Source organism: Leptolyngbya sp. NK1-12 (assembly GCF_032598965.1).
Taxonomy (GTDB): domain Bacteria; phylum Cyanobacteriota; class Cyanobacteriia; order Elainellales; family Elainellaceae; genus Elainella.
The window spans coordinates 2,136,614-2,162,471 of sequence record NZ_CP053586.1; the positions used below are offsets into that span (position 1 = coordinate 2,136,614).

General features: G+C 50.5%; 32 protein-coding genes and 1 tRNA gene. 18 read left to right on the top strand and 15 right to left on the bottom strand.

Annotated features, from left to right (window positions below):
- Positions 1–234: 234 nt before the first annotated feature.
- A complete protein-coding gene (gene gyrA, locus HJG54_RS08740) occupies positions 235–2,736 on the bottom strand; it encodes a DNA gyrase subunit A (protein WP_316434487.1) in 2,502 nt (833 codons plus the stop codon).
- Between the two features lie 211 nt (positions 2,737–2,947).
- On the opposite strand from gyrA, the gene HJG54_RS08745 reads away from it, so the two are divergent.
- On the top strand, positions 2,948–3,346 hold the full coding sequence (locus tag HJG54_RS08745; RefSeq protein ID WP_036003775.1) for a response regulator: 399 nt from the start codon (positions 2,948–2,950) through the stop codon (positions 3,344–3,346).
- Positions 3,347–3,836: 490 nt separating this feature from the next.
- On the opposite strand, the gene HJG54_RS08750 is transcribed toward HJG54_RS08745, so the two are convergent.
- From HJG54_RS08750 to HJG54_RS08775, 6 genes are all read right to left on the bottom strand, one after another.
- Positions 3,837–5,099 carry a cysteine desulfurase gene (locus tag HJG54_RS08750; protein ID WP_316434488.1) on the bottom strand — a complete coding sequence of 421 codons (1,263 nt, stop codon included), beginning with the start codon at positions 5,097–5,099 and terminating at the stop codon, positions 3,837–3,839.
- A 73-nt stretch (positions 5,100–5,172) separates the two neighbouring features.
- A complete protein-coding gene (gene sufD / locus HJG54_RS08755) occupies positions 5,173–6,489 on the bottom strand; it encodes a Fe-S cluster assembly protein SufD (RefSeq protein ID WP_316434489.1) in 1,317 nt (438 codons plus the stop codon).
- A complete protein-coding gene (gene sufC / locus HJG54_RS08760; protein WP_036003784.1) occupies positions 6,486–7,268 on the bottom strand; it encodes a Fe-S cluster assembly ATPase SufC in 783 nt (260 codons plus the stop codon). Before sufC ends, sufD begins: the two co-directional genes overlap by 4 nt.
- A gap of 78 nt (positions 7,269–7,346) precedes the next feature.
- Positions 7,347–7,973: a restriction endonuclease subunit R gene (locus tag HJG54_RS08765; RefSeq protein WP_316434490.1), complete on the bottom strand. Its 627-nt coding sequence runs from the start codon at positions 7,971–7,973 to the stop codon at positions 7,347–7,349.
- Complete coding sequence (sufB, locus tag HJG54_RS08770) at positions 7,973–9,409, bottom strand: Fe-S cluster assembly protein SufB (RefSeq protein ID WP_316434492.1); 1,437 nt, start codon at positions 9,407–9,409, stop codon at positions 7,973–7,975. Before sufB ends, HJG54_RS08765 begins: the two co-directional genes overlap by 1 nt.
- Before the next feature lie 142 nt (positions 9,410–9,551).
- Positions 9,552–9,914 (bottom strand): ferredoxin thioredoxin reductase catalytic beta subunit, encoded by a 363-nt coding sequence (locus HJG54_RS08775; RefSeq protein ID WP_316434494.1) that lies wholly within the window; start codon positions 9,912–9,914, stop codon positions 9,552–9,554.
- Between the two features lie 207 nt (positions 9,915–10,121).
- On the opposite strand from HJG54_RS08775, the gene sufR reads away from it, so the two are divergent.
- Positions 10,122–10,772 (top strand): iron-sulfur cluster biosynthesis transcriptional regulator SufR, encoded by a 651-nt coding sequence (gene sufR, locus HJG54_RS08780; protein ID WP_316434495.1) that lies wholly within the window; start codon positions 10,122–10,124, stop codon positions 10,770–10,772.
- Positions 10,773–10,810: 38 nt separating this feature from the next.
- Entirely contained in the window at positions 10,811–11,149 is a 339-nt protein-coding gene (locus tag HJG54_RS08785; RefSeq protein ID WP_316434496.1) for a XisI protein, read from the top strand.
- Between the two features lie 22 nt (positions 11,150–11,171).
- Here the strand turns inward: HJG54_RS08785 and HJG54_RS08790 are convergent, their stop codons facing one another.
- The 4 genes from HJG54_RS08790 to HJG54_RS08805 form a co-directional block, all read right to left on the bottom strand.
- Complete coding sequence (locus HJG54_RS08790) at positions 11,172–11,744, bottom strand: Uma2 family endonuclease (protein WP_316434498.1); 573 nt, start codon at positions 11,742–11,744, stop codon at positions 11,172–11,174.
- Positions 11,745–11,770: 26 nt separating this feature from the next.
- Entirely contained in the window at positions 11,771–12,121 is a 351-nt protein-coding gene (locus tag HJG54_RS08795) for a DUF5615 family PIN-like protein (protein WP_316434500.1), read from the bottom strand.
- An 18-nt stretch (positions 12,122–12,139) separates the two neighbouring features.
- A complete protein-coding gene (locus HJG54_RS08800; protein ID WP_316434501.1) occupies positions 12,140–12,469 on the bottom strand; it encodes a DUF433 domain-containing protein in 330 nt (109 codons plus the stop codon).
- 114 nt (positions 12,470–12,583) lie between these two features.
- On the bottom strand, positions 12,584–13,177 hold the full coding sequence (locus tag HJG54_RS08805; protein ID WP_316434502.1) for a Uma2 family endonuclease: 594 nt from the start codon (positions 13,175–13,177) through the stop codon (positions 12,584–12,586).
- Positions 13,178–13,275: 98 nt separating this feature from the next.
- Between HJG54_RS08805 and HJG54_RS08810 the strand changes: the two genes are divergently transcribed.
- Positions 13,276–13,731 carry a DUF29 domain-containing protein gene (locus HJG54_RS08810; protein WP_316434503.1) on the top strand — a complete coding sequence of 152 codons (456 nt, stop codon included), beginning with the start codon at positions 13,276–13,278 and terminating at the stop codon, positions 13,729–13,731.
- On the opposite strand, the gene HJG54_RS08815 is transcribed toward HJG54_RS08810, so the two are convergent.
- Together HJG54_RS08815 and HJG54_RS08820 are read right to left on the bottom strand one after the other, a co-directional pair.
- A complete protein-coding gene (locus HJG54_RS08815) occupies positions 13,682–13,930 on the bottom strand; it encodes a hypothetical protein (RefSeq protein WP_316434504.1) in 249 nt (82 codons plus the stop codon). The genes HJG54_RS08810 and HJG54_RS08815 overlap by 50 nt on opposite strands.
- A 123-nt stretch (positions 13,931–14,053) precedes the next feature.
- Positions 14,054–14,335 (bottom strand): hypothetical protein, encoded by a 282-nt coding sequence (locus tag HJG54_RS08820; RefSeq protein ID WP_316434505.1) that lies wholly within the window; start codon positions 14,333–14,335, stop codon positions 14,054–14,056.
- 400 nt (positions 14,336–14,735) lie between these two features.
- Here HJG54_RS08820 and HJG54_RS08825 point away from each other — a divergent pair, with 400 nt between their 5' ends.
- The 5 genes from HJG54_RS08825 to HJG54_RS08845 all read left to right on the top strand — a co-directional run bounded on the left by HJG54_RS08825 (position 14,736) and on the right by HJG54_RS08845 (position 16,358).
- Positions 14,736–14,918, top strand: coding sequence for a hypothetical protein (locus tag HJG54_RS08825; protein WP_316434507.1), 183 nt, complete (start codon positions 14,736–14,738; stop codon positions 14,916–14,918).
- Entirely contained in the window at positions 14,905–15,117 is a 213-nt protein-coding gene (locus HJG54_RS08830) for a type II toxin-antitoxin system HicB family antitoxin (RefSeq protein ID WP_316434509.1), read from the top strand. Before HJG54_RS08825 ends, HJG54_RS08830 begins: the two co-directional genes overlap by 14 nt.
- A 240-nt stretch (positions 15,118–15,357) precedes the next feature.
- Positions 15,358–15,582, top strand: a complete 225-nt coding sequence (locus tag HJG54_RS08835; protein ID WP_316434511.1) for a KTSC domain-containing protein — start codon at positions 15,358–15,360, stop codon at positions 15,580–15,582.
- Positions 15,583–15,587: 5 nt separating this feature from the next.
- Positions 15,588–15,947, top strand: coding sequence for a cupin domain-containing protein (locus tag HJG54_RS08840; protein WP_316434512.1), 360 nt, complete (start codon positions 15,588–15,590; stop codon positions 15,945–15,947).
- 15 nt (positions 15,948–15,962) lie between these two features.
- Positions 15,963–16,358 carry a hypothetical protein gene (locus HJG54_RS08845; RefSeq protein WP_316434513.1) on the top strand — a complete coding sequence of 132 codons (396 nt, stop codon included), beginning with the start codon at positions 15,963–15,965 and terminating at the stop codon, positions 16,356–16,358.
- A 141-nt stretch (positions 16,359–16,499) separates the two neighbouring features.
- Here the strand turns inward: HJG54_RS08845 and HJG54_RS08850 are convergent, their stop codons facing one another.
- Positions 16,500–17,201, bottom strand: a complete 702-nt coding sequence (locus tag HJG54_RS08850; RefSeq protein ID WP_316434514.1) for an RNA polymerase sigma factor — start codon at positions 17,199–17,201, stop codon at positions 16,500–16,502.
- Between the two features lie 422 nt (positions 17,202–17,623).
- Here HJG54_RS08850 and nuoH point away from each other — a divergent pair, with 422 nt between their 5' ends.
- The 7 genes from nuoH (at position 17,624) to HJG54_RS08885 (ending at position 22,236) form a co-directional block, all read left to right on the top strand.
- A complete protein-coding gene (nuoH, locus tag HJG54_RS08855) occupies positions 17,624–18,742 on the top strand; it encodes an NADH-quinone oxidoreductase subunit NuoH (RefSeq protein ID WP_316434515.1) in 1,119 nt (372 codons plus the stop codon).
- Positions 18,743–18,921: 179 nt separating this feature from the next.
- Positions 18,922–19,512 carry an NAD(P)H-quinone oxidoreductase subunit I gene (gene ndhI / locus HJG54_RS08860; RefSeq protein WP_316435623.1) on the top strand — a complete coding sequence of 197 codons (591 nt, stop codon included), beginning with the start codon at positions 18,922–18,924 and terminating at the stop codon, positions 19,510–19,512.
- Between the two features lie 129 nt (positions 19,513–19,641).
- A complete protein-coding gene (locus HJG54_RS08865; RefSeq protein WP_316434517.1) occupies positions 19,642–20,247 on the top strand; it encodes an NADH-quinone oxidoreductase subunit J in 606 nt (201 codons plus the stop codon).
- Between the two features lie 49 nt (positions 20,248–20,296).
- A complete protein-coding gene (nuoK, locus tag HJG54_RS08870; RefSeq protein ID WP_036003806.1) occupies positions 20,297–20,602 on the top strand; it encodes an NADH-quinone oxidoreductase subunit NuoK in 306 nt (101 codons plus the stop codon).
- A gap of 22 nt (positions 20,603–20,624) precedes the next feature.
- Entirely contained in the window at positions 20,625–21,545 is a 921-nt protein-coding gene (locus HJG54_RS08875) for an NAD(+) kinase (protein ID WP_316434518.1), read from the top strand.
- A 131-nt stretch (positions 21,546–21,676) separates the two neighbouring features.
- Positions 21,677–21,748: transfer RNA gene (locus HJG54_RS08880), tRNA-Lys, on the top strand.
- 275 nt (positions 21,749–22,023) lie between these two features.
- Positions 22,024–22,236: a hypothetical protein gene (locus tag HJG54_RS08885; RefSeq protein ID WP_316434519.1), complete on the top strand. Its 213-nt coding sequence runs from the start codon at positions 22,024–22,026 to the stop codon at positions 22,234–22,236.
- A 17-nt stretch (positions 22,237–22,253) separates the two neighbouring features.
- Here the strand turns inward: HJG54_RS08885 and HJG54_RS08890 are convergent, their stop codons facing one another.
- The gene (locus HJG54_RS08890; RefSeq protein WP_316434520.1) at positions 22,254–23,876 is read right to left on the bottom strand and encodes a flavin monoamine oxidase family protein; all 1,623 of its coding nucleotides are present in this window, start codon (positions 23,874–23,876) and stop codon (positions 22,254–22,256) included.
- 504 nt (positions 23,877–24,380) lie between these two features.
- Here HJG54_RS08890 and HJG54_RS08895 point away from each other — a divergent pair.
- Together HJG54_RS08895 and smpB are read left to right on the top strand one after the other, a co-directional pair.
- Positions 24,381–24,647 (top strand): YciI family protein, encoded by a 267-nt coding sequence (locus HJG54_RS08895; protein WP_036003814.1) that lies wholly within the window; start codon positions 24,381–24,383, stop codon positions 24,645–24,647.
- A gap of 58 nt (positions 24,648–24,705) precedes the next feature.
- A complete protein-coding gene (gene smpB / locus HJG54_RS08900; protein ID WP_036003815.1) occupies positions 24,706–25,173 on the top strand; it encodes an SsrA-binding protein SmpB in 468 nt (155 codons plus the stop codon).
- Positions 25,174–25,858 lie beyond the last annotated feature (685 nt).

Consider the following 25,858-nt stretch of genomic DNA (forward strand, 5'->3'; position numbering starts at 1 on the left):
CATTGTGCTTACCTGTGAATGTTGAAATGTGAATGTTGAAATGTGAATGTTGCAAAAGAAGGTGAGGAAACCTCCTACAGTAACCGTAGGCAGCGACTGCAAGAGGTCATCGCGATACTGTCTGCGGACAGAAAACCTGTCTACCGACAGAAAAATCGGAAAGTGCCGACTTTCAGGTGGTAACGCTAGAGTTCCCTGGGCCAATTCGGCAATAACAGGCTGGATTTCTCCTGATTAATCTTCAGCTTCTTCACGCACTTCTAAGCTGCAAATCTCTACTAGTTTCTCCTTCTTGGGCAGCTTCACAGCACGGTCGCCCGGACCATCTTTGCCATAAAGCTTGACCTGCTCGACATCGATCCGCACTAGCCGATCCTCATCGGTTAGGACGGTGACGGCTGAATCGGGGAGGGCTGGAGCTGCGCCGATTAGGTGATCAGTTTTAGTCGTGAACTGCATTGCGTAGGTGCCCATATCGCCGCGCTGGCCGGGTCGCAGGCTGCGAATCTTGATGCGTTTGGCATAGCCGAGCGCGGTGACGATCAGCAGCTCATCTTCAGGATTCAGCACCACACAGCTCACCAGTTTTTCCTGTTTGGTTAAGCGCAGGGCTTGTTGACCTTGGGCAGCTCGGCCCATTACCGGCACATTCTCGTCGGTGACGGCCAAGCGCAGGAGTCGTCCGGTCGAGGTGGCGATCAGCAACTGCTCGTCGGTGACGGCCAAATTGGCAAACCGCAGTTCATCGTCGTCCTTCAGCTTCAGGGCAATCAGGCCGCGTCCGCTCAGGTTTTGGAATTCGCTCAAGGGCAGGCGTTTGATCCGGGCTTGGGCCGTCAGCATGATCAAATCCAGCTCGGCGGTTTCCTCAGACAGAATAAACTGGGCGGCAATCGTTTCTGGTGCGCCTTGCAGGGCCGCGGGCAGCAGACTGACGAGCGGCGTGCCCTTCGACTGGCGGGCGGTTACTGGCGGAATCTCGCCAATGCTGATCGTGAAGGCTTTGCCGCTGCGGGTTAGCACAAGCAGCTCCTGATCGCTGGTGGCTTCTTCCACCTGAATCACAAAATCTTGGCTATCGGACTCCTGCTCGGCTCGCTCTTGCCGCTTTTGGAAGGCTTTGGGGGAATAGCGGCGCACATAGCCTTTGTAGGTGAACTCCAGCACCACTTCCTGCTCCGCCGCTTCTTCGGCCACAATTTCGGCCAGCTTGGCGGTTTCCTCAGCCTGTTCTTCCTGGCTCAGCAAGCGAGTCCGACGCGGATCGGCGAATTTTTTCTTGAGGCTGCGCAAGTCTTTCTTCAGGGATTTGAGCAACTCTTTGCGATTGTCGAGCAGGCGCTGTAGCTCCTCCATGCGGGTAATCAGCGTGTCGTATTCGTCTTGCAGCTTTTGCCGTTCCAATCCGGTAAGGCGGCTGAGGGGCATCGACAGAATAGCGCTGGACTGGCGTTCGCTGAAGCCAAACTGCTCTTGCATCGTGATTTTGGCGGTACCACCATCGGGTGAGCGACGCAGAATTTCGATAATCGCATCCAGTTCTTCTAGAGCGTCTAGTAAACCTTCCAGCACATGGGCGCGACTCTCGGCTTTTTCCAGCTCGTGGCTATACTGCCGCGTCAGGGTTTCTTCTCGGAAGGTGAGGAACTGCTGCAACAGCTCCCGTAAAGGCATTTGCCGGGGTTGGCCGTCAGCGATAGCGAGCATGATTACGCCAAAGTTGATTTGCAGTGGCGTTAGCTTGTAGAGTTTGTCGAGGATCAGGGCGGGTTGGGCTTCGCGGCGCAGTTCAATCACCACCCGCATGCCGTCGCGGTCGCTTTCATCGCGGATATCAGCAATCCCTTCGATGCGGCCCTGGTTGACCAGTTCGGCTATTTTTTCAATCCAGCTTGCCTTGTTGACCTGAAAGGGCAATTCGGTCACGACTAGCGCTAGGCGACGATGCCGTCCCCGACCGAGGTAGATTTCCTCTAGCTTCGTGACGCCCCGCACGGTGATGCTGCCCCGCCCTGTGGTGTAGGCTTCCCGGATGCCGCTGGTACTAACAATTTCGCCGCCGGTGGGAAAGTCGGGAGCCGGAATCAGCTTGAACAACTCATCATCAGGCAGATCGGGCCGGTCGATCAGGGCAATTAACCCATCGATCACTTCACTTAAGTTGTGGGGCGGAATATTGGTCGCCATGCCGACGGCAATCCCCGAGCAGCCATTCAGCAGCAAAAACGGCAGTTGGGCTGGGAGGACAATTGGCTCCTGCTGCGAGTTGTCGAAGTTGCCAATGAAATCAACCGTTGCTTCGCCAATTTCGGTCAATAAGCCTTCGTTGCCGATCGGGGCCAGCCGGGTTTCGGTGTAGCGCATGGCGGCAGGCGGATCGTCATCCACGGAGCCAAAGTTACCGTGCCCTTGCAGCAGCGGATAGCGGCTGGAAAAGTCCTGCACCATCCGCACCAAGGCATCGTAAACGGCTTGATCGCCGTGGGGATGGTATTTACCCAGCACATCCCCGACGACGCGGGCGCATTTGCGATAAGGCCGGTCTGGAGTTAGGCCCAACTCATGCATGGCGTACAGAATGCGACGATGCACCGGCTTAAGGCCATCGCGCACATCCGGTAGTGCCCGTCCCACGATTACACTCATGGCATATTCCAGATAAGACCGCTGCACTTCGGCATGGAGGGCGGTGGGAATCACTTGCCCCGGCGAAAGAATGCTCAACTGATCAGCCATGAGTTCCGTTCCTTTTTCGTTACTTGACGCAGAGTTTTCAGGGGTTAGGGGTTGTCATTCCGGACAGGATGTCCTAGCGTGATATCACAAGCGGAGGACGCCAAATACATTTCACAGTAATTTCACAGTATTACTAAATTACCTAGCATCAAAAGAGATAAACCGTGTCCATCCTGAGATTATGAGATTAGGTAGGTAGGGTATAGATGTTATGAAAACGGTTCTGATTGTTGAAGATGACTTGATCAACGCGCGGGTCTTCTCCAAGATTCTGACAAAACGGGGTGGGTTGGAAGTTAAGCATACCGAGAACGTGGACGAGGTGATGAAAATTGCTCAGGCCCGTGAGGCGGATATTATCTTAATGGATGTTTCCCTCTCTCATAGCATCTACCAGGGCAAACCCGTAGACGGAATTAAAATTACCCAGATGCTGAAGGCCGATCCGCAGACCTCCAGCTTACCGATTATTCTGGTGACGGCTCACGCCATGGAGGGTGATCGGGAAAACTTCCTACAGCAAAGCGGGGCTGATGATTACATTTCCAAGCCGGTTGTCGATCATCAGCAGTTCGTTGACCAAATTATGGCACTGCTCCCCAAGGAATAGCTTTAAGGATAGTACATAGATACTATTTTGCCAAACTTTGCCAAACATTTGGGATTCTTGGCCCTCTAAATCCCCCTTCGCGAAGCATGTCCCAGGACGCATCACTGGGGGCTTCCGAACCGTTCTTATACCGTTCTTATTCAGTTGCGGGTGGGAGGACAGATAGACAGGCTGGGTGCGAAGACTCCGTGCAAAAACTCAAAGACTCAGAGACTCAAAGACTCAGAGACTCAAAGTATCAGGGCTTATCAGTCGTTCAAAGTTTCCTGGCCAACGCTAGTAGAATCAAATTGCTCAAAGTCCCCCAAATTGGGGGATTTAGGGGGCAGAAAGACTTTGAACAGGAGCCAAAGATCTGATTCATGTATAGGGCAGCCTTGAATGCCTTAAAGAGGGGATCCGCTTAACGGAGATCCCCTCTTATAGTTGTGAAGTTATAGAGTGTGGGCATCTTGCCCGTATGGCAGGTAAACTGCCGCAACAGCAACCTTTAATTCAGCATGCCCCCAAAGAAATCGAGGGTTTCCTTCAAGGCCACGATAAAGGCGTCGATCTCTTCCCGCGTGTTGTAGAAGTAGAGGCTGGCTCTGGCGGTGGCGGAAACACCCAAGTAGCGGTGTAGAGGTTGAGTGCAGTGGTGCCCAGTGCGGATGGCAATGCCTTCCTGGTCCAGCAGGGTGGACAGATCATTCGGATGGACGGCACCTGTAGTAAAGGCGGCTAGAGCGGCGCGGTTACTGGCGTCGGCGTTGGGTTTGGGGCCATAAAGCTGAACCTCTGGAATCTGCATCAGCTTCTCGAACAGGTAAAGCGTCAGCTCCTGCTCATAGGCGTGAATTTTGTCCATGCCAATGCGGGTGAGGTAATCCACGGCTGCACCCAGGGCAATCGCTTCTCCAATGGCAGGGGTACCGGCCTCAAATTTGTGGGGCAAATCGGCATAGGTCGAGTGATCGAGATATACATCGGCGATCATTTCACCGCCGCCCAGGAAGGGAGGCATCGATCTCAGCAGCTCTAGTTTGCCGTAGAGGAACCCAATGCCGGTCGGAGCGCACATTTTATGTCCGGAAGCGACTAACCAGTCACAGTCCAGCGCCTGCACATCGACGGGTAGATGGGGAACGCTCTGGCAGGCATCCAGCAACACTCTGGCCCCGTGGCGATGGGCGATGGCGGCAATTTCTTGCACCGGGTTGATGCAGCCCAGGGTATTCGAGACGTGAACCGTCGCGACTAGCTTGGTTTTGTCGCTGATGAGCGACTTGAACTGCTCTAGGTCAAACTCCTGGGTGTCAGTTAGCTCCACAAACTTGAGCACGGCTCCGGTCCGCTGAGACACGAGTTGCCAGGGCACCAAATTGCTGTGGTGCTCCATCACCGTCAGGATAATTTCGTCTCCGGGCATCAGCGTGTTCATGCCCCAACTGTAGGCCACCAGGTTAATTGCCTCGCTAGCATTGCGGGTAAAAACAATTTCATTGCGGCTAGCGGCATTGATGAACGCAGCCACCTTGTCGCGGGCCGCTTCGTAGGCGTCGGTGGCTAAAGCGCTGAGGGCATGAACGCCTCGGTGGACGTTGGAGTTATAGCCCTGGTAATAGTCCTGCAACGCTTCTAGCACTGCCGTTGGTTTTTGTGAGGTAGCGGCATTGTCGAGGTAGATCAGGGGCTTACCATATACTTGCTGATCCAGAATGGGGAAATCAGCACGGACTTGAGCAGCGAGTGTTCTTTCTTGAGTGAAGGTCATGGCAACAGCGGGGAGACTTGGGAGTTTTGAGTTTTGAGTTTTGAGTTTTGAGTTTTGAGTTTTGAGTTTTGAGTTAAAGCTGGGAGGTGAGGGTTTGGCGGAGGGATTCTAGGGGAATTTGGCTGAGAATTTCGTAGGCGAAGGCATAGACGAGCAGTTTGCGGGCGCTGCTGGCGTCGATACCGCGACTCTGGAGGTAGAATAGCTCATCGGTTTCGAGTTGGCCGACGGTGGCACCGTGGGTGCATTTGACATTATCGGCTACAATTTCGAGCTGGGGTTTGGTGTCTACTCTGGCTTTAGGCGAGAGCAGCAGGGTGCGGTTAAGCTGGCCAGCATCGGTGAGTTGGGCAGCTTTGGGCACAAACACCTTACCGTTAAAGATGCCATGTGCTCTATCGTCGATGATGCATTTGTGCACCTGGCGACTGGTGCCGTAGGGCTTGCTGAGGGCGATGGAACTGTGGGTGTCGCCAACCTGTTCGCCCTTGAGAACGGTGAGGCCGTTCAGGACCGTCTCGGTTTGTTCGCCGGTCTGGTAAATGTTGAGATTGTGGCGGGAGAGCCGAGCACCGAAACTGACGGCAGTACCGATGTAGCGGGAACTGCGAGCTTGGGAAACGGCGGTTTTACCGATATGAAATGCCGATTGACTATCGCGCTGGATCCGGGTGTGGGTGATCTGCGCGTTATCGGCCAGCCAGATTTCTGCCACTGAGTTGGTGAAGTAAACCGATTCGCCCAAGCTGATGTGGTCTTCGATCACGGTCAGGCTGCTGTTCGGTTCGGCGACCACCAAGCAGCGGGGCTGGATCAGGACTGGTTGACTGGCGGTAGAGACAAACAGCAAGTGAATCGGGCGGTCTACGACCAGATTTTTGGCCGCAAACACGAAGCCAGCATCGCTGAGTCCAGCCGTGTTGAGGGCGGTAAACACTTCCTCCGCACCGGACTGCTGCCCCAGGTAGGTTTGAAGCTGCTGGTCAGAAGCGCTGGACAAATTGCCGACCGTCAGTCTGGCTGGAAGCGCACCGAGATCGGATAACTCTGGGGCATAGAAGCCGTTCACGAACACGAGGCGAGCTGTGTCGGGCAGCACGAATCGGGCAATCGCGTCAGGGGTAACTGCACTGCGCTCGGCTGCCGCTAGCTCAACCGCGAGCAAATCGGATAAATCTGTGAACCGCCACTCTTCATCCCGCGTCGAAGGAAAGGTTTGCTCTTGCACCCGCAAGGCGGCATGGTCCCGCAAGGCTTGCAGTTCTGAAGTTTCGGTGACAGTCGATTGGGCCAGATCGAGCAGCTTGGTCAAATAGGTGGCCCGTGCCTGCGCTGCACTCGATACGGGCTTGCTGAATTCTAAATTGGCGGGAGAAACCTGGATACTCATGATGCCACTGCCTCCGCTTCTAGCACCCAGTCGTAGCCGCGTTCTTCTAGCTCCAAAGCCAACTCCTTGCCGCCAGTACGGATGATGCGTCCGTTGGCCATCACATGCACATAATCCGGCACGATATATTCCAGTAGCCGCTGATAGTGGGTGATGATCAGCATGGCGTTGTCTGGCGTCGAGAGTTGGTTGACGCCGTTTGCCACGATTCGCAGCGCGTCGATATCGAGACCCGAGTCGGTTTCATCTAGGATGGCGAGTTTTGGCTCTAGTACGGCCATTTGCAGAATCTCGTTGCGCTTTTTCTCACCACCCGAAAAGCCTTCGTTGACGCTGCGGTTCAAGAAACTGGCGTCCATTTTGACGATTTCCAGCTTTTGTTCTACTAAATCATCAAAGTCGAAGGCATCAAGTTCTTCGAGTCCGGCATGCTTGCGCTTCGAGTTGTAGGCCACCCGCAGAAAATCGAGATTGCTGACACCGGGAATTTCTAACGGATACTGAAAGGCGAGAAATACACCAGACCGCGCCCGCTCTTCTGGATCTAGCTCTAGCAGATTTTGACCCAGATAGGTGACTTCGCCGCCCGTGACCTCATAGTCGGGATGACCGGCCAGTACTTTCGAGAATGTGCTTTTGCCGGAGCCGTTCGGTCCCATAATGGCGTGAATTTCACCCGCCTTAATCTCCAGGTTCATGCCTTTCAGAATCGGCGTATTGTCTACATTGGCGGTCAGATCCTTGACCGATAGAATTGTCTCGCTGGTTTCAGTAATCACGTGCTTAACCTCTCAAACGACCTCTCAAACTGCGTTCCCTATTCCTGATCCAAATTTTGACTAGAGCATAATTGATTTCTATAACTGTCCGATTCGCTTCAGAATTCTGAATGCATCATACAAACTATTCGTTTGATTCCTGGTTGCAAACTGGTCTGAGGTGGCATACTGCCAGGTTTCGCCTCGGATCAATTTAACAAACATAAAATCACCGCCATTGGTTAAAAGACCGTAACTAGGGCGCTCTGGCTGAAAGCTTGCGATCATATAGGACAGGAGTTGGGCTAACCCTACCTCTAATGAAAATGAAAAGGACAATCGCTTAGATTCGATTATCAGCAACCAAAAGTTGTTCTTCAAAATAACAATATCGAGTGTGCCTCGAATGACAATGCCTTCATCTTGCTCTGAAATTTCGATAGAGCGTTCAGTTTTAACTTGAAAAGGCGGCAAGTAAAAGTCTGCTAAGAACAGCAAGGGAGCAACAATCACCATTTGGACAGGTCTCTCAAGCACAGGCAAAGCGTCTCGCAGATTTAAGTAACCCGCTTTCACCTTATCGAGGTACTGAATTTCAAACTCGGTCAGTTCGGGTAGGTTTTGCTGCCATTCCGCAAAAAACGACCTACTTTGGACCTCTGCCAAGCCAAAGTTATCAATTAAGTCCCGTAAGGTGACTGCCTGTGCTTGAAGAAGTTGAACCATTATCCGACTGAACCCTCTAACTTGAGCGCCAGCAGCTTGTCGGCTTCAACGGCAAACTCCATCGGCAGTTGGTTGAACACATCCCGACAAAAGCCGCTGATCATCATGGCGATCGCATCTTCCATGGAAATGCCGCGCTGAGCAAAGTAAAAGAGCTGGTCTTCGCCAATTTTGGACGTAGACGCTTCATGTTCCACCTTGGCGCTGTTATTTTGCACCTGAATGTAGGGGAAGGTATTCGCGCCTGCATTGTCGCCAATTAGCATTGAGTCGCACTGGGAATAGTTGCGCGCGCCTTCCGCCTTTGGCCCAATCTTGACCAAGCCGCGATAGCTGTTTTCGGAATGGCCTGCCGAGATGCCTTTAGACACAATCGTGCTGCGGGTGTTCTTGCCGATGTGGACCATCTTGGTGCCGGTGTCGGCCTGCTGCCGGTTGTTGGTCAGCGCCACCGAGTAGAATTCACCCACCGAATTGTCGCCCACCAGCACACAGCTCGGATATTTCCAGGTAATCGCCGAACCCGTCTCGACCTGCGTCCAGGAGATTTTTGAGTTAACACCCTGACACAAGCCGCGCTTGGTGACAAAGTTGTAGATGCCGCCCTTACCTTCGGCATCGCCCGCGTACCAGTTCTGCACGGTGGAATATTTGATCTCGGCATTGTCCAGCGCTACGAGTTCAACTACAGCCGCATGCAGCTGATTTGTGTCGTACATGGGAGCTGTGCAGCCTTCCAGATAGCTGACATAGCTGCCTTCTTCGGCCACAATCAGCGTCCGCTCAAACTGACCCGACTCGCCGTTGTTAATCCGGAAGTAGGTAGATAGCTCCATCGGGCACTTGACGCCCTTGGGGATATAGACAAACGAGCCATCGCTGAACACCGCTGAGTTGAGCGCCGCGAAGTAGTTGTCGGCCACGGGCACCACGCTTCCCAGATACTTCTGCACCAGCTCCGGATGCTCTTGCAGCGCCTCCGAGATCGAACAGAAGATGACGCCATGCTCGGCCAGTTTTTCCTTGAACGTAGTGGCAATCGAAACGCTGTCAAAAATCGCATCTACCGCCACGTTCGACAATCGCTTTTGCTCCGAGAGGGAAATCCCCAGCTTCTCGAAGGTTTCCAGCAGGGTTGGATCGACTTCGTCGAGGCTTTTCTTCTTCTCTTGCAGCTTGGGTGCTGAGTAATAGACGATGTTTTGGTAGTCGATTGGCGGATAGCCGACTTCGGCCCATCGAGGTTCTTCCATCTTCAGCCACTGCCGATAGGCTTTGAGACGAAACTCCAGCATAAATTCCGGCTCGTTCTTTTTGGCCGAAATCAGCCGAATTACATCCTCGTTCAGACCGGCAGGAATGGTGTCGGACTCGATCTGAGTGACGAAGCCGTACTTATAGGGTTGGTTAACAAGGGTGTTGACCGTGGTTGACATAGCGTTCTCTCAGCGTCTCAGCAAGGGGGAGTAAAGTTCTAAGTTTTAAGTTTTGAGTTTTAAGTTTTGAATTCTAAATTTTGAGTTTGGCGTTGATGTAGCTCGGTCTACTAACTCAAAACTCAAAACTCAAACCTGATTTCTAGTACTGGTTGGTAACGGCGCGGATTTGTTCGATGGAGATTTCCTGTTTGTCTCCAGCAAAGTCGTTGTCGGGCGTCAGGAACAACATGCAGTGACACTCTTTGCGCTCGCGCATCGGTACACAAGGGCAATTCCAGTAAGCAGCTTCAGCTTCGGCTTTTTTGTCTTCGTAATGACGGCAGGGGCAAAGCGGCGCACCTAGCTCGTCCTTGTGCTTAGCCAAACCTTCGATCACGACAGCGGTCACGCCAGGATCAACACAAAAAAAGGTTCCTGTCCGCTTGGCGTACTGCTCGGAGAAGTTCCGCATTGCTTCTAGGTTTTTATCGGTTGCTTGAGTCGTTTGAGTTGATGTGTTCATGAGAATCGGCGACAGGAGGACCAAATAGCTCGTATAATTAAAACAACTTACTTGTTGCTTTAGTCCATTGTAAAGTACTTTAGCAACAAAAAGGTTGTCAAAGTCAATTTTAGACTTTTCTGGTTCGGTTTTTTTGGCTTAAAGTTTTGTAAAGGCTTTGTTTTATCTTGTATCCGCCAGTCGCCCACGACCGCCTCGTGAATGACGATGACAGCTACTCAAAATCCTTCCACTAAAGACGATATCCTCAACTTTCTGCTCAAGCAGGGGCATGCCACTGCTCAGGAGTTGGCCGAGCACTTTGATATCAGCCCTCAGGCTGTTCGGCGGCACCTTAAGGATCTAGAAGAAGAAGGTTTGATTCAACATCAGGTTGTGCAGGCGGGCATGGGGCGACCGCAGCATACCTATGAGCTGAGCCAGAAAGGACGCGAACGACTGCCAGCCCACTATGATACCTTTGCCCTGTCGCTGTTGGATACGCTGGCTGAAACCGTCGGCAAAGATCAGGTGCGAGACATCCTACGCATGCAGTGGCAGCGCAAAGCCTACGAGTATCGCCAGAAAATTGGTGCGGGTTCCTTGCAAGAGCGGGTCGCCAAACTTGTAGAACTGCGTCAGGCCGAAGGTTATATGGCCGAGTGGCATCCGGTAGACCCCAATCCTCAAGAGGGTGCCTCCAGCTACATCATCACCGAGTACAACTGCGCCATCTCCCAAATTGCCGAAACCTTTCCCAGTGTCTGTGGCAATGAACTGGAAATGTTTGCCCTAGCGCTGCAATGTCAGGTCGAGCGCACCCACTGGTTGGTGAATGGCGAACATCGCTGTGGCTATCTGGTGCAGGAGAATGCGTGATTCCTGCTAATCTTCGACCCCCTAAGAGAGATTACCCAATGGATAAAGTAGCTCAATATCGTCAGCTCATTCAACAGCTTCTGATTCAACGAGCCAAACTGCGGGCACCAGATGATCCGGTTGTCTCCCAACCGATTTTTGATACTGAGCGCGATCACTATCAGTTGGTACATGTCGGTTGGAAAGACAACAATACACGCATTTACGGCTGTGTGCTGCATCTCGATATTATTGATGGCAAAATTTGGGTGCAGTATGACGGTACCGAGGACGCGATTGCAGATGATTTGGTAGCGTTAGGCGTTCCGAAGCAAGACATTGTGCTGGCTTATCATTCGCCTGCTTTGCGGCAGTATACCGAGTTTGCTGTCGGTTGAACAGCACTAGCTCTAGCAGAATTCAGAGCAAAATCGTTTGTAGCTCAATCCTGACTTCGGGAAACGCTAGCGGCGCGATGGCCTCTGTCGCTTCTAAAATTTGCTCGGATTGGTAGCTGTCGCCTTGAGGGTGGCGATAGACAATTACCTGCTGCTGCTTCAGATTGACAACCCAGTATTCGAGAATACCTGCTTGGGCGTAAATTTTGGCCTTACGATTACGATCTTGATTTAGCGTTGGGTCGGCAATTTCGATCGGCAAAAACACATCTTCAGGCGTGGGATGCCGATCGCGGTAGCGGTTTGGGTCGATGCGAACCACGGCAATGTCGGGTTCTGGTTCCGAATCGGGCGCGATTGTCAGCGGCAGTTGGGTTCTGATCCAGGCTTTGCCTGCAAACAACAAAACGAATTCATTGCCGAACGAGGACGTATTGGAAGCATGAGGCGGATCTTGCGGGACCATTTCGACAATTTGCCCATCGAGCAGTTCAACATGATCGTCTGAAGTGAGAATGCCAGCCGCAATCAGGCGATGGTACTCCTCAACGCTCCAACGCTTCAGAGGCAAGTCAAATAGAGATTCGGCAACCATAGTTCAAATTCGCCTACCTCCTTTATTTATAAGGGTAGAAACAGTACAAGCCCTTTCCATTCCTCTTGCTGACTACAATCAATAATTAGCATTAATTCATCAATTGCCTGTCTAATTGGCATCCGATCATTAATCACGAATAATCCAGCCATTTGTTGTCCCTGCAACAAGCGTTCATAAGCAAAATTCGGCATTGTTGCACGATCATGAGTTAAGACAATTCGTCCATTGTGTGCCGCCCAATCTAGAATTGTTGGGTCGTCTACTTCCTGCAAGCCAACATCCTGAACGCGCAACAAATCAAGATTGGGTTGACGAAGAAATAGTCCTCGAACAATATCGCCGTTAAAGTTTTCATCGCTCAGTAACCTTAACATAACAAGACTCAACAAGACTCAAAGCCTTTGTTGCCCTAAGAGTCTTGAGCGAATTAAACTCAGGTCTGGCTGAAGTTCTGATAGTCGTTGGCGAACAGAGTCTGCTAACTGCTCGCGCTCGTTCAAGTAAGATTCTATTTCCTGCTGGTGGCGAAGATAGTATCCAATCGTGGTGTAAACATCAGATAGCGAAAGTGTTGGGTATCGCTGCACAATAGATTCTGGAGATGCACCATCCTGAAATGCTCGGATGACCAACTCAAGTAGAACCCTTGAGGTACCAACTCGAATTGCCCCTGACTCATCAATTCTCAGCGGCGGGGCTTCACGTTCCAGAACAAAACTCACGATAATTCTTCCTGAATAAAGAAAACAGGATCTCAACTAGAACTGTTGCTCTAACTGCTTTAATTGTACCTATTACGCTGGTTTGCTTAAGCTGTTCGCGAGGATGGTGTGGAGCTAGAATAGCAAATTTTTGAGAGCTACAGTAATTTCGGGAAACGCCAGCGGTGCGATGGTATCGGTGGCTTCAAGAGTTTGCTCGGATTGATAAGTATCGCCTTGAGGATGACGGTAGACGATGATCTGTCGCTGGTTGAGATTGACAACCCAGTATTCCAAAATGCCAGCCTTGGCGTAGAGTTTGGCCTTATGGTGGCAGTCGTGGCTCAGCGTCGTGTCGGCAATTTCGATCAGCAAAAACACATCTTCAGGTGTGGGATGCCGGTCGCGGTAACGGTTTGGGTCGATGCGAACCACGGCAATGTCAGGTTCCGGTTCAGAACTAGACGAAAGGGTGATCGGAAGCTGCATCCGTATCTTGGCTCGTCCTGCGAACAGTGCTTTGAGATAGTCTGCCCCTTCATCGGTGGCAGAGGCATGAGGCGGATCTTGCGGGACCATTTCGACAATTTGCCCATCAAGCAGTTCAACATGATCGTCTGAAGTCAGAATCCCAGCCGCGATCAGGTGATGGTACTTGTCCACGCTCCAACGCTTTAGGGGGAGATCGGAGCTTGGCACCGTCCTATGGTCAGAAGAATCAGTGATCATGGCTAGACGCTCTCCATCGATGGAATCAGCCTATAAGCTCTACCTTACAATAGGCGTAACGGCTGGTTTCTTGAAGTTGCAAGCCGCATTTTGTGACTATGACCTCGACTCAAGCATCGCTGCAAGCGCTCTACGATCAAGACTTTGCCGCCTGGATTGAGGCGACTGTTGCCTGTCTGAAAGCACGCGATGTTAACAATCTAGACTGGAATCACTTGATCGAGGAGATAGAAGACTTGGGCAAGTCGCAGCGGCGAGAATTAAAAAGCCGACTTGGGGTTTTGCTGATCCACGTACTGAAACGCTGTTACATTGCTTTCCCAGAAGACCATCGCGGCTGGGGCAACACAATCGATGAGCAGCGTCGAGAGTTAGTTCTGCTGCTGGAGCAGTCTCCTAGTCTAAAGCGCTATCTCGCGGCTGAGTTTGATGAAGTTTGGACCTATGCCCTGCGTCAAGTTCGCAAGGATTATCCTGCCGTTGAGTTTCCTGATGATTGGCCGTTTAGCCGCGAAGTTGAGATGTTGCTGACTCAGGAGTTTTGGCAGAACTAGTGAACTCGCTGGGTCCGGTTTGAACGGGTTCAGAGTTTTCTGGATCAAACATGACATAGAAGGCGCCTTGCTTGACATAGCGCTGAAGAAACCGCACATGGGCCTCTGCGTCGGCTCGATGGTAGGTGCGGCCAAGTTCTTTAGGTTTGTGATCGGGAAAAATAGCGACGATGACCCAGGGGCGATGGGAGGTGTTCATAGCAGTTGAATTCTGTGAAGCGTTAGGACTGCTCTGAACAATAGGAAATTTGTAGGATTGGAGTCAATAGTTTTACTGGAATCTCTCCGGTAATGATCGATTGGCTTTCACCTGCAATAAGTTTTATGAATTTTCAAGTTGCTTGAGTACTTCCAAAAAAATATCGCGTTGAGCCTTGCCGCCCTCTTCCAGCATCCGCTTGATTGTCATAGCGTAGCTGAGGGTGTTTTCGTATTGAGCAGGCATTCCTGGAAACTCGATTCCAGATCCCCAACGCTCTACGGTGTCTTCTTCCAAGCCAATCACACGCGCAAGAAGCTTGACGCACTGTTTGCGATAGCCTCTGGCTCGTTCGTCTTCCTCGGTGGCATTGAACCAGAGACGACAAAACTGTCTAGGTTTCATTTGTTGCGGTAGATCATCGGGAGTGAAGCATAATCTACCTTGACGCTTTAACCGCAAAATTTCACACCTACTCAAGGGGAAGATTTACGGTTAATGTATCACTGATTTGCTAGAAAATAACTGGAAATATTCCGGTAAAAAGTTAAAATTATTGCTGCTTAAGAGATTTATTGTTGTAAGTCAAGCTTGATTCTTTGCTGATTTTATTCTGCATCTGCTCCATTTCCTCAAGCAGCCGCAGCTCTGAGAGCAAGGGAAGAAATCCTCAAAAGAAATTGGATAGCAGTGGTGGCAGAGGCTAAGAATAATGTTAAAAAACTCAAAGGGCGCAAACACTTCACTTGGTCGGTACATTGAGATCGTCGATTGTCTAAGTCGGTTGTCTAACAGGCAATTTGTCATGCCTAAAAAGATTCGAGAGTTAAACAGGAAAGGGAAGTCACACGAACTGGATTCATCCCTTTATGCCGGAAAGTTAACGATTTCTGGAAAAGACGGAGCAGATGCGAAACGATACCAGGAGCAAGCAGTAGAGCAGGCAATCAAACAAGTTAAGCGGAGTCAAGGCGATGAACAAATATAAGTATCAAATGGTAATCCAATGGTCTGATGAAGATGCTTGTTTTCTAGTTGGACTTCCTGATTTTCCAGGGCAGCGTTGGCGCACGCATGGAGATACTTACGAATCAGCCGTTGCTAATGGTATTGAAGCTCTAGAGGCATTAGTCTTAGCTTACAAAGCGACTGGAGAACCCTTGCCAGAACCGAGTCTCGCAGCTTGAGAGTACTGATGTAAAGCACTGATGTAATATTAATCTTTTCCTGAACTGTAACTCTCCTTTTCATACTCTGCTTTTCATACTCTGTGTGAGCTAGCCCTGCTCGGACGAATACAATTTAATTTAATTTAATGCTGATTAAATTCCAGAAGCTAGATTGGCGTTTACTTTAACAATGGCTAAAATCCCATATCTCTAGACTCAGGAGTCCGAATCTTTTGTCTTCAGCCTTCAGGAGGCATTATGAAACTCCACACCGTTGAGTCCAGCATGATTCAAGCATTCGGCTATGATGCCGAAACCAAGACGCTGCTAGTGATCTTCAATAGTGGCAAGACCTATCGCTATTTCAAGGTGCCGCCCAAGATATACAAGCAGCTTCTGGCCGCTGATTCAAAGGGAAGCTACATGCGCGATTTTGTGATCGATCAATACCCCTACGAGCTAGCGAAAAAAACGAGGCGGTGATCCCAATGGAAAAGGTGAACTTAGCGGAAAAGCTGGCGCTGTTTCACGACTACTGGCATCCGCGTGTAGTCGGCGAATTGAACGGGCAGCAAGTGAGGCTGGTCAAATTTCAAGGTGAATTTGTCTGGCACCAGCACGACCACGAAGATGAACTGTTTTTAGTGGTTAATGGTCAGTTTCGCATGGAGTTCCGTGATCAGACAGTGGAACTCCACGAAGGCGAGTTCATCATTGTGCCAAGAGGCGTGGAGCATCGCCCCGTGGCGGAGTCAGAAGTGTCTGTGCTGTTATTTGAGCCAGCGTCGGTGTTAAATACTGGAAATGTCAAGAACGAACGAACTGTTGCCGAACTGGAAACTATTTGATTATCTAAAGTAATAATGTCAGACTCTCAACTGCCGGAATTTCTCACGTTTGAAGAGGTGGCCGAGGTCGATAAAGCCTTGCTGACAGCTCAGGATAAATTTTTGGCGCGAGTAGCCCTCTACTCACTGCGGGTGCTCAAGCAAATTGCCGAGGTGGAGAATCTGCCCGTAGGAGCCGTCACCGATCAGCAGATTGCTGAATGGATTGCTGAAGATGCAACGTTACGGCAAGTGATTGGCAGTGATGCCTCGTTCCAGAATTTCTTCACCCAAATCGTGTTGTCTTCCCTGAAGCAATTGCAGCAGATTTCGCACGATACCGGCGTAATGCTGGACTCCTTGACCATTCCTCAAGTGGTGGGTTGGTTTGAGCAAGACGCCAAACGCCGATTGGAGCAAGGCTGTCTTTAGTAAACCGATTCAGTCCATGGCGGTTGAAACCGCTGCTATACCAACAAAATCGGCCTACGCTGACCAGCTTGGCTGGTTGGTACCCGCGTAGGCCGATTTTGTCTATGTAGAGGTGTTTTGACTGCCGTTGCTAATGAGATGCTAATGGGATTCAAACACTGGTTCAATTGGATCTAGTCGGAAAATTGACTCCAACTCATCTCGGTTGTTGCTGAGCGGATCGGGCATCGATCGATTTAAATAGATGGCGCAGATATCTTCGGGTAGGGCTAGCTCTAGCTGTTGGTAACTGTCGGCTAGTTCCTGCTGCACCTCCTGGGACGAGATGACTTCTCCCTCGGCTTGTAGATAGGCCGAAATCCGGGGTTCGCTCCAGTGAAACGTTTGCGCCATCAATATAATGAACCGCTGACGGGGAGTGAGACGATCCAGAGCTTGCTCAACAAAACACCAGAAGGGCGGTGAAGCCGCGGGCAGGGAGTAGTTAATCTCTTCTACGGCTGGCAGAGCGACCCGATTGATACAGAGAGCCGTAATTTGAATTAACCAGCTTTGCAACGAGAAGGTGGGGCTTTGGACGAGCTTGCCGTTTAAATCTAAGCCACCAAGCTCGTAATATAGGTGCCGCCAAGTCACGGCAAATAAATAGTTTGCTTGGGCCGGAGAGCGCACCGAGTGCTGGATCAGCGAATAGACAATTGGGCTGTAGCGACAAAAGATGGCCGTAAAGTACTTGCCACTCTCTGGATGGCGCTGAAACAGGGTTAACAACTCGCGGTCGCTATGGTGATGCAGCGTTTGCACAAGGGGATGATTACATTCAGGGAAGGAAGGAATCTGCATGGTTCTCGACACAAATCACCACAGAATAAACAGTCAGCCGCTAGACGCGACGAATAGCTCCACATCATACTGACAAGTGCAAAAAGTGACACATTTTTGGTAAAACTTGGTTCACCTCGGCAATTACGGATTTGTAATCGTTTTGGCAGGTAAAGAACTCTGCTTGGCAGCCTCTGATTTTTCTAAGTTCTGCTATAGAACTAACTTGATAGTGATGAGCAACCTCGTCAGAGCTTGACGAAACAATCAGCAGTTCAACCTCGGAGTCTTAAGACAGGCTTATGCTAATTAGCAGATCTTCTTGTCGTCCGGCAGACCATAAGGAAAACCATGCAACGGTATACTAAGGCTGGAGGCTAGCGAAAAAACTTCACAATAACTCAGTACGCCAGCCATACGGTCCACTCAGTTCAGCAAGAAACATGAGTCCAGGAATTGATCTACAAGCCAGCTTTATTGAACTCCTTGAAGGGTTTGGTCTGACGCCCGGTGTGGCCAAAATCGTTTGGATGCCGCTGCCGATGGTGGTGATTGTTGGAGCCGTCACGGTACTTGCGCTCGTCTCGACCTGGTTGGAGCGAAAAATCTCAGCCGCGGCTCAGCAGCGCATCGGTCCAGAATACATGGGACCATTTGGCATGTTGGTTCCGGTGGCGGATGTGCTTAAGCTCCTGTTCAAGGAAAATATGTACCCGGCAAAGACTGACCCGTTGCTGTTTGCCGTCGCGCCACTGTTGGTGTTCATCCCCGTCTTTTTGTCGTTTTTGATCGTGCCGTTTGGGCAAAACCTGGTGATCACCAATCTCAATATCGGGATTTTTCTCTGGGTTTCCCTCTCTAGCATTGCGCCGATCGGTTTGTTGATGGCGGGCTACTCCTCGAATAATAAGTATTCACTCTTGGGCGGTTTGCGGGCAGCGGCTCAGTCGATTAGCTACGAGATTCCGTTGGCGCTGTCGATTTTGGCGGTCGTGATGATGTCCAATTCCCTCAGCACGATTGATATTGTCAATCAGCAGGCAGACTATGGCATTTTGAGCTGGAACGTCTGGCGGCAGCCCGTTGGGTTTGTGATTTTCTGGATCGCGGCCTTGGCCGAGTGTGAACGGTTGCCCTTCGATTTACCTGAAGCGGAAGAAGAGCTAGTAGCGGGCTACCAGACCGAATACAGTGCGGTCAAGTTCATGCTGTTCTATGCCGGTTCCTATGCCAATTTGGTGCTCTCGGCGCTGTTAGTAGCGGTGCTGTATTTGGGCGGCTGGGAGTTTCCGATTCCGGTGAGTATACTCGCTAATTGGATTGGAGTGAGTGAATCTACCCCCTGGCTTCAGGTAATCACGGGCACATTGGGCATTGTGATGACGCTGTTCAAGGCATACCTGCTGCTGTTCCTGGCAATTCTGCTGCGCTGGACGGTGCCCCGCGTTCGGATTGATCAATTGTTAGATTTAGGGTGGAAGTTCTTGCTGCCGGTGTCGCTGGTAAATCTACTGCTGACCGCTGGGCTAAAGCTGGCATTTCCCGTTGCCTTTGGCGGCTAGTTCTAAAAGTTTTGAGTTTTGAGTTCTCAGTTTTAAGTTGAAGTAGCCGACTCCAATTCTGGTAGTTCAAAACTCAGAACTCAAAACTAAACTTCACGTCAGAGTAGGCCGCCTTCAGTTCTGGTAATTCAAAACTCAAAACTTAAAACTCAAAACTGATTCATCTAAAGAGCCTTATGCTGAAATTCCTGAAGCAAGTCGGTGATTACACCAAAGAGGCGGTTCAAGCTGCGAAATACATCGGTCAAGGGTTGTCCGTTACCTTCGACCACATGCACCGTCGCCCGGTTACCGTTCAGTATCCCTATGAAAAGTTGATTCCCTCCGAGCGGTTTCGGGGCCGGATTCACTTTGAATTTGACAAGTGTATTTCCTGTGAAGTCTGCGTGCGGGTTTGTCCGATTAACCTGCCCGTTGTGGATTGGGAATTCAACAAAGAAACCAAGAAGAAAAAGCTGAACCACTACAGCATCGATTTTGGCGTTTGCATCTTCTGCGGCAACTGTGTAGAGTACTGCCCCACCAACTGTCTGTCCATGACCGAAGAATACGAGCTGGCCACCTACGACCGCCATGAGCTGAACTACGACAACGTAGCGCTGGGACGGGTCCCCTACAGCGTGGTTCATTCTGACCCGATGGTGACGCCAATTCGCGAATTTGCCTACCTGCCGAAGGGCGTCCTCAGCGGCCATGATCTACCTGCGGGTGCTCGACGAGCTGGTAGACTGCCAGAAGAAATTCTGGAAGAAATGGAAAACACTAAATAGAAGTAAATAGAAGTAAATAGAAGTTTTGAGTTTTGAATTTTAAGTTTTGAGTTAAGGTTACTGATTCCACTCCTTAAAACTTAAAACTCAAACCTTAAAACTTAGAACTTTTAAAAGGGGAGAGGCAACGTGAGTTTAGCTGAAGGGGTTCAACTGGTTTCGTTTCTAGTGCTGGCAGCCATGATGCTTGGGGCGGCGCTGGGTGTAGTGTTGTTATCCAATATTGTGTATTCGGCATTTCTGCTGGGTTTGGTGTTTGTCTGCATCGCGGGCATGTATATCCTGCTGAATGCGGGATTTGTGGCGGCAGCTCAGGTGCTGATCTATGTGGGTGCCGTCAACGTGCTAATTCTGTTCGGGATCATGCTGGTCAACAAGCGGCAGGATTTTACGCCCGTCAAAAATGCCTGGCTTGGTAAAGCGGCCACCGCAGCGGTTTGCGTCGGTCTGTTTGCGTTGCTGTCTACCATGATTCTGGCGACGCCTTGGGCAATTTCAGGTGCAATGCCGATTGGCGATGAGGCCATTGTTGAAATTGGTAAGCACTTCTTTTCCGATTACCTGCTGCCGTTTGAGCTAGCCTCAGTACTGCTGCTGATGGCTCTGATTGGTGCAATTGTCTTGGCGCGGCGCGACTTCCTGCCCGATGAGCTGTTAGACCGTTTGCCGGAGCAATCCGATGCCCTAACGCTGCCCGAACGTCCGCGTGAGTTAATCTCTGGTAGCAAAAAGTAGTATCTAATCAACATTCCACCTTAGCCCTTAAATCGATTTCATTCCGCTTATGCAACTGCAATATTTTCTGCTGCTGGCTGCTGCTTTGTTCTGTATTGGCATTTACGGATTGGTGACGAGCCGCAACGCGATTCGCGTGTTGATGTCCATCGAGCTACTTCTAAACTCTGTGAACCTGAACCTGATGGCGTTCTCCAACTACCTCGATCCGCAAAACATTCGCGGCCAGGTGTTTGCTGTATTCGTGATCTCGATTGCGGCGGCAGAGGCAGCCGTTGGATTGGCGATTGTCCTCTCTATTTATCGAAACCGCGATACCGTAGATATGGAGCAGTTCAATCTGCTGAAATGGTAGAGGGAGCAGTCAGCAACTGGGAGTGGAGCTAAAGCAGGTTATTATCAGCTACAAGGCAGGCGATAGCTTCAGCCAACGACGCGCTGAGGAATGCGCGAGTCAACTGGAAAAGCGGGGCTGTCGAACTTTGGTGGGACCCAGTGGTGCCAAGGATAATCCCTATCCCGTTTTTTTGGCGTCGGTGCAGCAACCGATTGATTTGGCGATTGTGCTGGGCGGAGATGGTACGGCGTTGGCCGCAGCGCGACACCTAGCTCCGGATGGGATTCGGATTTTGGCCGTCAATATTGGCGGTCATTTGGGCTTTTTGACCGAACCAGCGGAAGTCTTGCAGGACTCGGAAAAGCTGTGGGACCGCTTGTTGGCAGATCAATTTGCGGTGCAGCGACGGATGATGCTGCGGGCCATGACTTTTGAAGGCAACCGCATGGATTCAGAACCAATGAGCGACTGTTTCTATGCCCTCAACGAAATGTGCGTCAAACCGGCTTCAGCCGACCGGATGCTGACCTCATTTCTAGAAATGGAAATTGATGGTGAAGTAATTGACCAGTATCAGGGCGATGGGTTACTGGTGGCAACACCGACTGGTTCTACCTGCTATACCTTAGCGGCAGGGGGGCCAATCATTCACCCCGGTATGGATGCGATTGTGGTGACGCCGATTTGTCCGCTGAGTTTGTCCAGCCGTCCGATTGTGTTGCCCGCAGGGTCTGTCGTTAGTATCTGGCCGCTGGCCGATCGGGAATTAAGTACTAAACTGTGGATGGATGGGGTATTGGCGACCGCCATTTGGCCAGGACAGCGAGTCGATATCCGCATGGCTGAGCGTCCGGCAGAGTTCATTTTGCTGCGCGAAAACTATTCCTACTACCAAACGCTGCGCGAGAAGCTGCAATGGGCCGGTGCCTTGGTGCGCTACAACAATAACCACCGCAACTAAGAGTACTAAGAGTAAGTTGGGTATCTAGGCAGTCAACGATGGGACCAGAATCAAGAAAAAATAGCCCTACTCTTGCCACTTGTCCATAGTCGTATGCTAATGTGGAATACGGTGTGCGAAACGCACCAGACGGGTCGCTAGCTCAGCGGTAGAGCACTCGGCTTTTAACCGATTGGTCCTGGGTTCGAATCCCAGGCGACCCATAAAGCTGGACATTTAGCATCAGGAAGCATAGAGCAGTTCCTCCAATAATCTCTTTAATTTGGGGTTTTAGTAACTCTATCGCGAACTCCTCGACTCGTAATCATTAAATCTTTGCTCACCTCTAAAATTAATGGTCTAATAGAACCTCTACCTTGCAAGCATAGAACCTGCTCATGGAAACCATGCAAGCCTGTTTTTGTAGGTTCGTTTGCGGTTTCCTACACTGAAGATAAAAAGAACCACCACCACTTGTGAAAGGATTAAGGGGACTAAGATGTTGAACTGGATTAAACGAGTTGTTCGGCAACTATTTGGGCGTACTCAAACAAGCAAGACGAATCACTTGATCACCCTGAGCAGTAACTTGGCTGGTGCCTTTGGCTTTGGGTTAAAGATATCGCAGCCTGAGCCGGAAGCCGACACTTGGACTAGCGAGAAGTTGGTGCAGATGAGCGAGAACCTGTCCCACATTCACCCTGGCTTGTAGAGGTAAACTGCCCACGACTAGCTAACAGTTGCTAAAACTCCCAGGTCAGCCAGAATACTTTGAGCGGCAGCTTCGCCCGTTTCGCAGGCCCCGTTCATGTAGCCCTGGGAGCCAAGCGAGCAATGTTCTCCAGCAAACCAGAGATTGCCAGCCCGCTCAGCTTCTACGCCGCCAAATTGGGTCCATTGGCCAGGTAGGTAACAGGAGTAGGACCCCAGGGCATAGGGTTCGGCAGCCCAAATGGCACGCAGTGCTCTGCCTCGTGAAACTCGACTAATGCCCGGAAAAATTGCTTCTAGATCTTGACTCAAGCCTTTAGCCTGATCGTCTGGACTGCCTTCAGCTAATAAAACACCCTGCTGGCCGCCTCGTAGATCCGTCACCCAACCGCCTGGACCGGGATTGTAGCGAGCACTTTCCCAGGTATTTTGAAAATCCATATCGGTATAGACGCTGATCGTGCAGCCGTAGCGCGTCCGCCAGATGCGTTCTCGGAAGGGAACTGCGAGCTTAGAAGCGGTGCCGTAGCCCAATTCGCTGATCGCCTGCCGCTTCACTGGAGGTAGATCAACCGCCAATTCAACTTGCCGCAGAACGCTAAAGGGTACCGTTAGCAACACTCGACTGTAGTTGCGCTCTCGGCTGGTCCCGTCTTGGCGGAGGCTAACACGATAGCCGCCATCGCTGGCCCGAATCGATTCGAGAACGGTTCCGTAGACAATGCAGCTATTTAGTTTTTCCGCCAATTTCTTCGGAATCTGGTCGTTGCCGCCCACTACATGGTAGCGTTCATCACTCAGGCCATAGGTGCTCCATTTGCCCACTTCAGCCCCGATCAGAAACAGCATGTTTAGGCAGGATTGACTGTCTGAATCGCGCCCAAACTCGGTGACATAGGCGACCTGCACGAGTTGCTTGATTAGCGGGCTGATCGGTTCCGCCTCTAAGTACTCGGTCAGCGACATCCGATCTAACTGGATTGCGTGGGGGCTGGGTTCGTGGTAAGTGATGTTTCGGGTGTTTAGAGTCTCCAAGTCTGCGTTGATGCGGTGGGCCAAGGGGGCGAATTCTTCAATTACTTTGGTTTCACTGACTCGCTGCCCTTGAAAGAACAGAATCTCCCGTTCTAAGCCCGCGTCGGCAGCTCGCAGATCGGCCAGTTCTAGTCCCAGTTCTGTTGCTAAGCGGCGGACGTGGGTATGGTGCGAATCAATGAATTCTCCGCCCAATTCTACAGTGCCTAAACTGCCAGGAAAGTTAGTTAAACTTACGAGCCTCCCCCCGATTCGATGGCTGGCTTCAATCACATCGATAGGTACTCCTGCTTGCTGCAACCGATAGGCGGCTGTTAAGCCCGCTATGCCTGCTCCCACAATTAGTACTGGGTCGTCTCCTCTAGGGGCACTAGGTTGTCTGTCGTTAAACTTGGCTGGGAAAGGTTGCTGAGCCAGTGGCTGGAGATCTGATTTTGGCCTTAAACCAGCTATGCCGATGGCTGCAAGGCCACCAAGCACCTGTCTGCGAGAAACTGCACCCTGAAGTGACGCCTCGATTTGAAATGGAGAACATTGGGTTTGAACCGATAGGCGCGAAATTTGATAGGCGCGGCGGACTAGCCGCATTAGTGCTGTGCGAGACATAGGAGCAGAAATAATGGAAACGAAATAATGGAGATATTGATCGAGCTTGATCGCGGCTGAATTACAAGGCTGAATTGACTGTAGGACAACTTTACCGAAGCGCTAAGAGACTGTTTGTAAATGAATTTTAAGAGGCTAGAATCGACTTCACATCTGATCCTCCCTAACCCTCCTACCCTAACGGGAAGGCAAAGCCTATAAAAAGGAGGGAACCGAGTTAAATCTCTGAAGTCCCCCTTTTTAAGGGGGATTTAGGGGGATCTCAATCTTTGTTTACAAACAAGCGCTAAGACTTTAACAGTAAGGAAAAGTCAGGCGGTTTTCTATTGGGAATGCTCCTACAGCATCAATCACCCAACTTATAGCTTTCTCAATCACGAATCGCCCAGACTTTCTGCTAGCAGAAGTTGCTTAGTAGGTATCGAAGATTGCAATGCCTTGCGGCTTCGTTACTCCCCTATCGGGTTGCGGTATCCTGGAATTTTGAGCTGCTGAGGCCAGTCCATGCCGTGGTTTGTCAAAATTGAAACCGGAATTGTTGATAAAACAACATTTGATCGGTTCGTTCCAGCTCATCAAGACTATGTCAAGCGGTTAATTCAGCAAGGACACCAAGCGAAAACGGGATATTGGGCTGAGCGGGGTGGTGGCATGATGCTATTTCAAGCGGCCAACTTAGCCGAAGCAGAGGCAATTGTGGCACAGGATCCGCTAATTCAAAATGGCTGTGTAGATTACCAGGTGCATGAGTGGTGCATTGTGGTGGAATAGCGGATTAACTGAACAATCTTTGCAGGGAAATTAACTTTAACAACGCTTTAGTAACAGCATGAGTGATTCAAGTGACGGCTTCAAAATCGTAGCGGATAATCGACAGGCTCGCTTCCAGTACGAAATTTTGGAAACCTACGAAGCTGGAGTGGAGCTACGTGGCACTGAAGTGAAATCGATCCGGCAGGGTAAGGTGAATTTGCGGGACGGCTATGCGCTGATTCGCAACGGAGAAGCATGGCTGCATAATGTTCACATTTCGCCCCATGAAACTGCCAGCCAGGTATTTAACCACGATCCGCGCCGGACTCGCAAACTGTTGCTGCACGGGCAGGAAATTCGTAAGTTAATTGGTCAGGTTGAGCAGAAAGGACTGACGTTGGTGCCGTTAAAGATGTACTTGAAGCGCGGTTGGGTCAAACTGACGATTGCTCTGGTGCGCGGCAAGAAACTACACGACAAGCGAGAAGATTTGAAACGCAAACAATCCGATCGGGAAATTCAGCGGGCGCTGAAAAACTACTAAAAAGCTACGGAATGCCGGCTGAATTTCCAGGCTGTATTCGGCTGATTGCTTGTAGAGGGGGTTGTTTTCCTGTCATCAAGCACTGCTACTAAATGCCACTGTAAATTTAATGTAACGAATTATTGCGATTTCACTAGAAAATGTGTTAATATTTTGTTACACGATCTTGGGGCATCCAGCGCGGTTCAGGATAGGGAACTGCTCTGAACAGCGTCGTGGAGTATTCCTAGGTATCGGGTTATCTCCTCCCAACACAGCGAGTTTGGCCAGCCATATATGGGCTGGCTTTTATCACAAATTACCCTGTTTTTGTCAATAGCAGCTGTTAAGGCCGTTTGATTTAGGCTTGATTTAAGCGTAAGAGTTTGATTGTAGCGGTCAATCTTTATGCCTTACGATTGAATTCTTAGCAGGTTCACCAAAGTAAAATCTTCAATGAATTCTTGTAGATAAGCTAGCTCCAAGCCCGACACCGTGATACCTTAATGAGTGGCGCAAAGATGTTTAGGCGGTTCAACCAACGTCAACGTTCTATTTTTGCTATTCTTATTATCTTGGTGCCGCGAAAGGCTAGTTCATTCGCTCAGTTATGTAAATTTTGCATCCCATTCGGTGTAATAGCAGATGGGAAAGTGTATACAACGTTGAAAAGTCTCTTTATAAAAGGTGCATTCCTCAGTAGTAT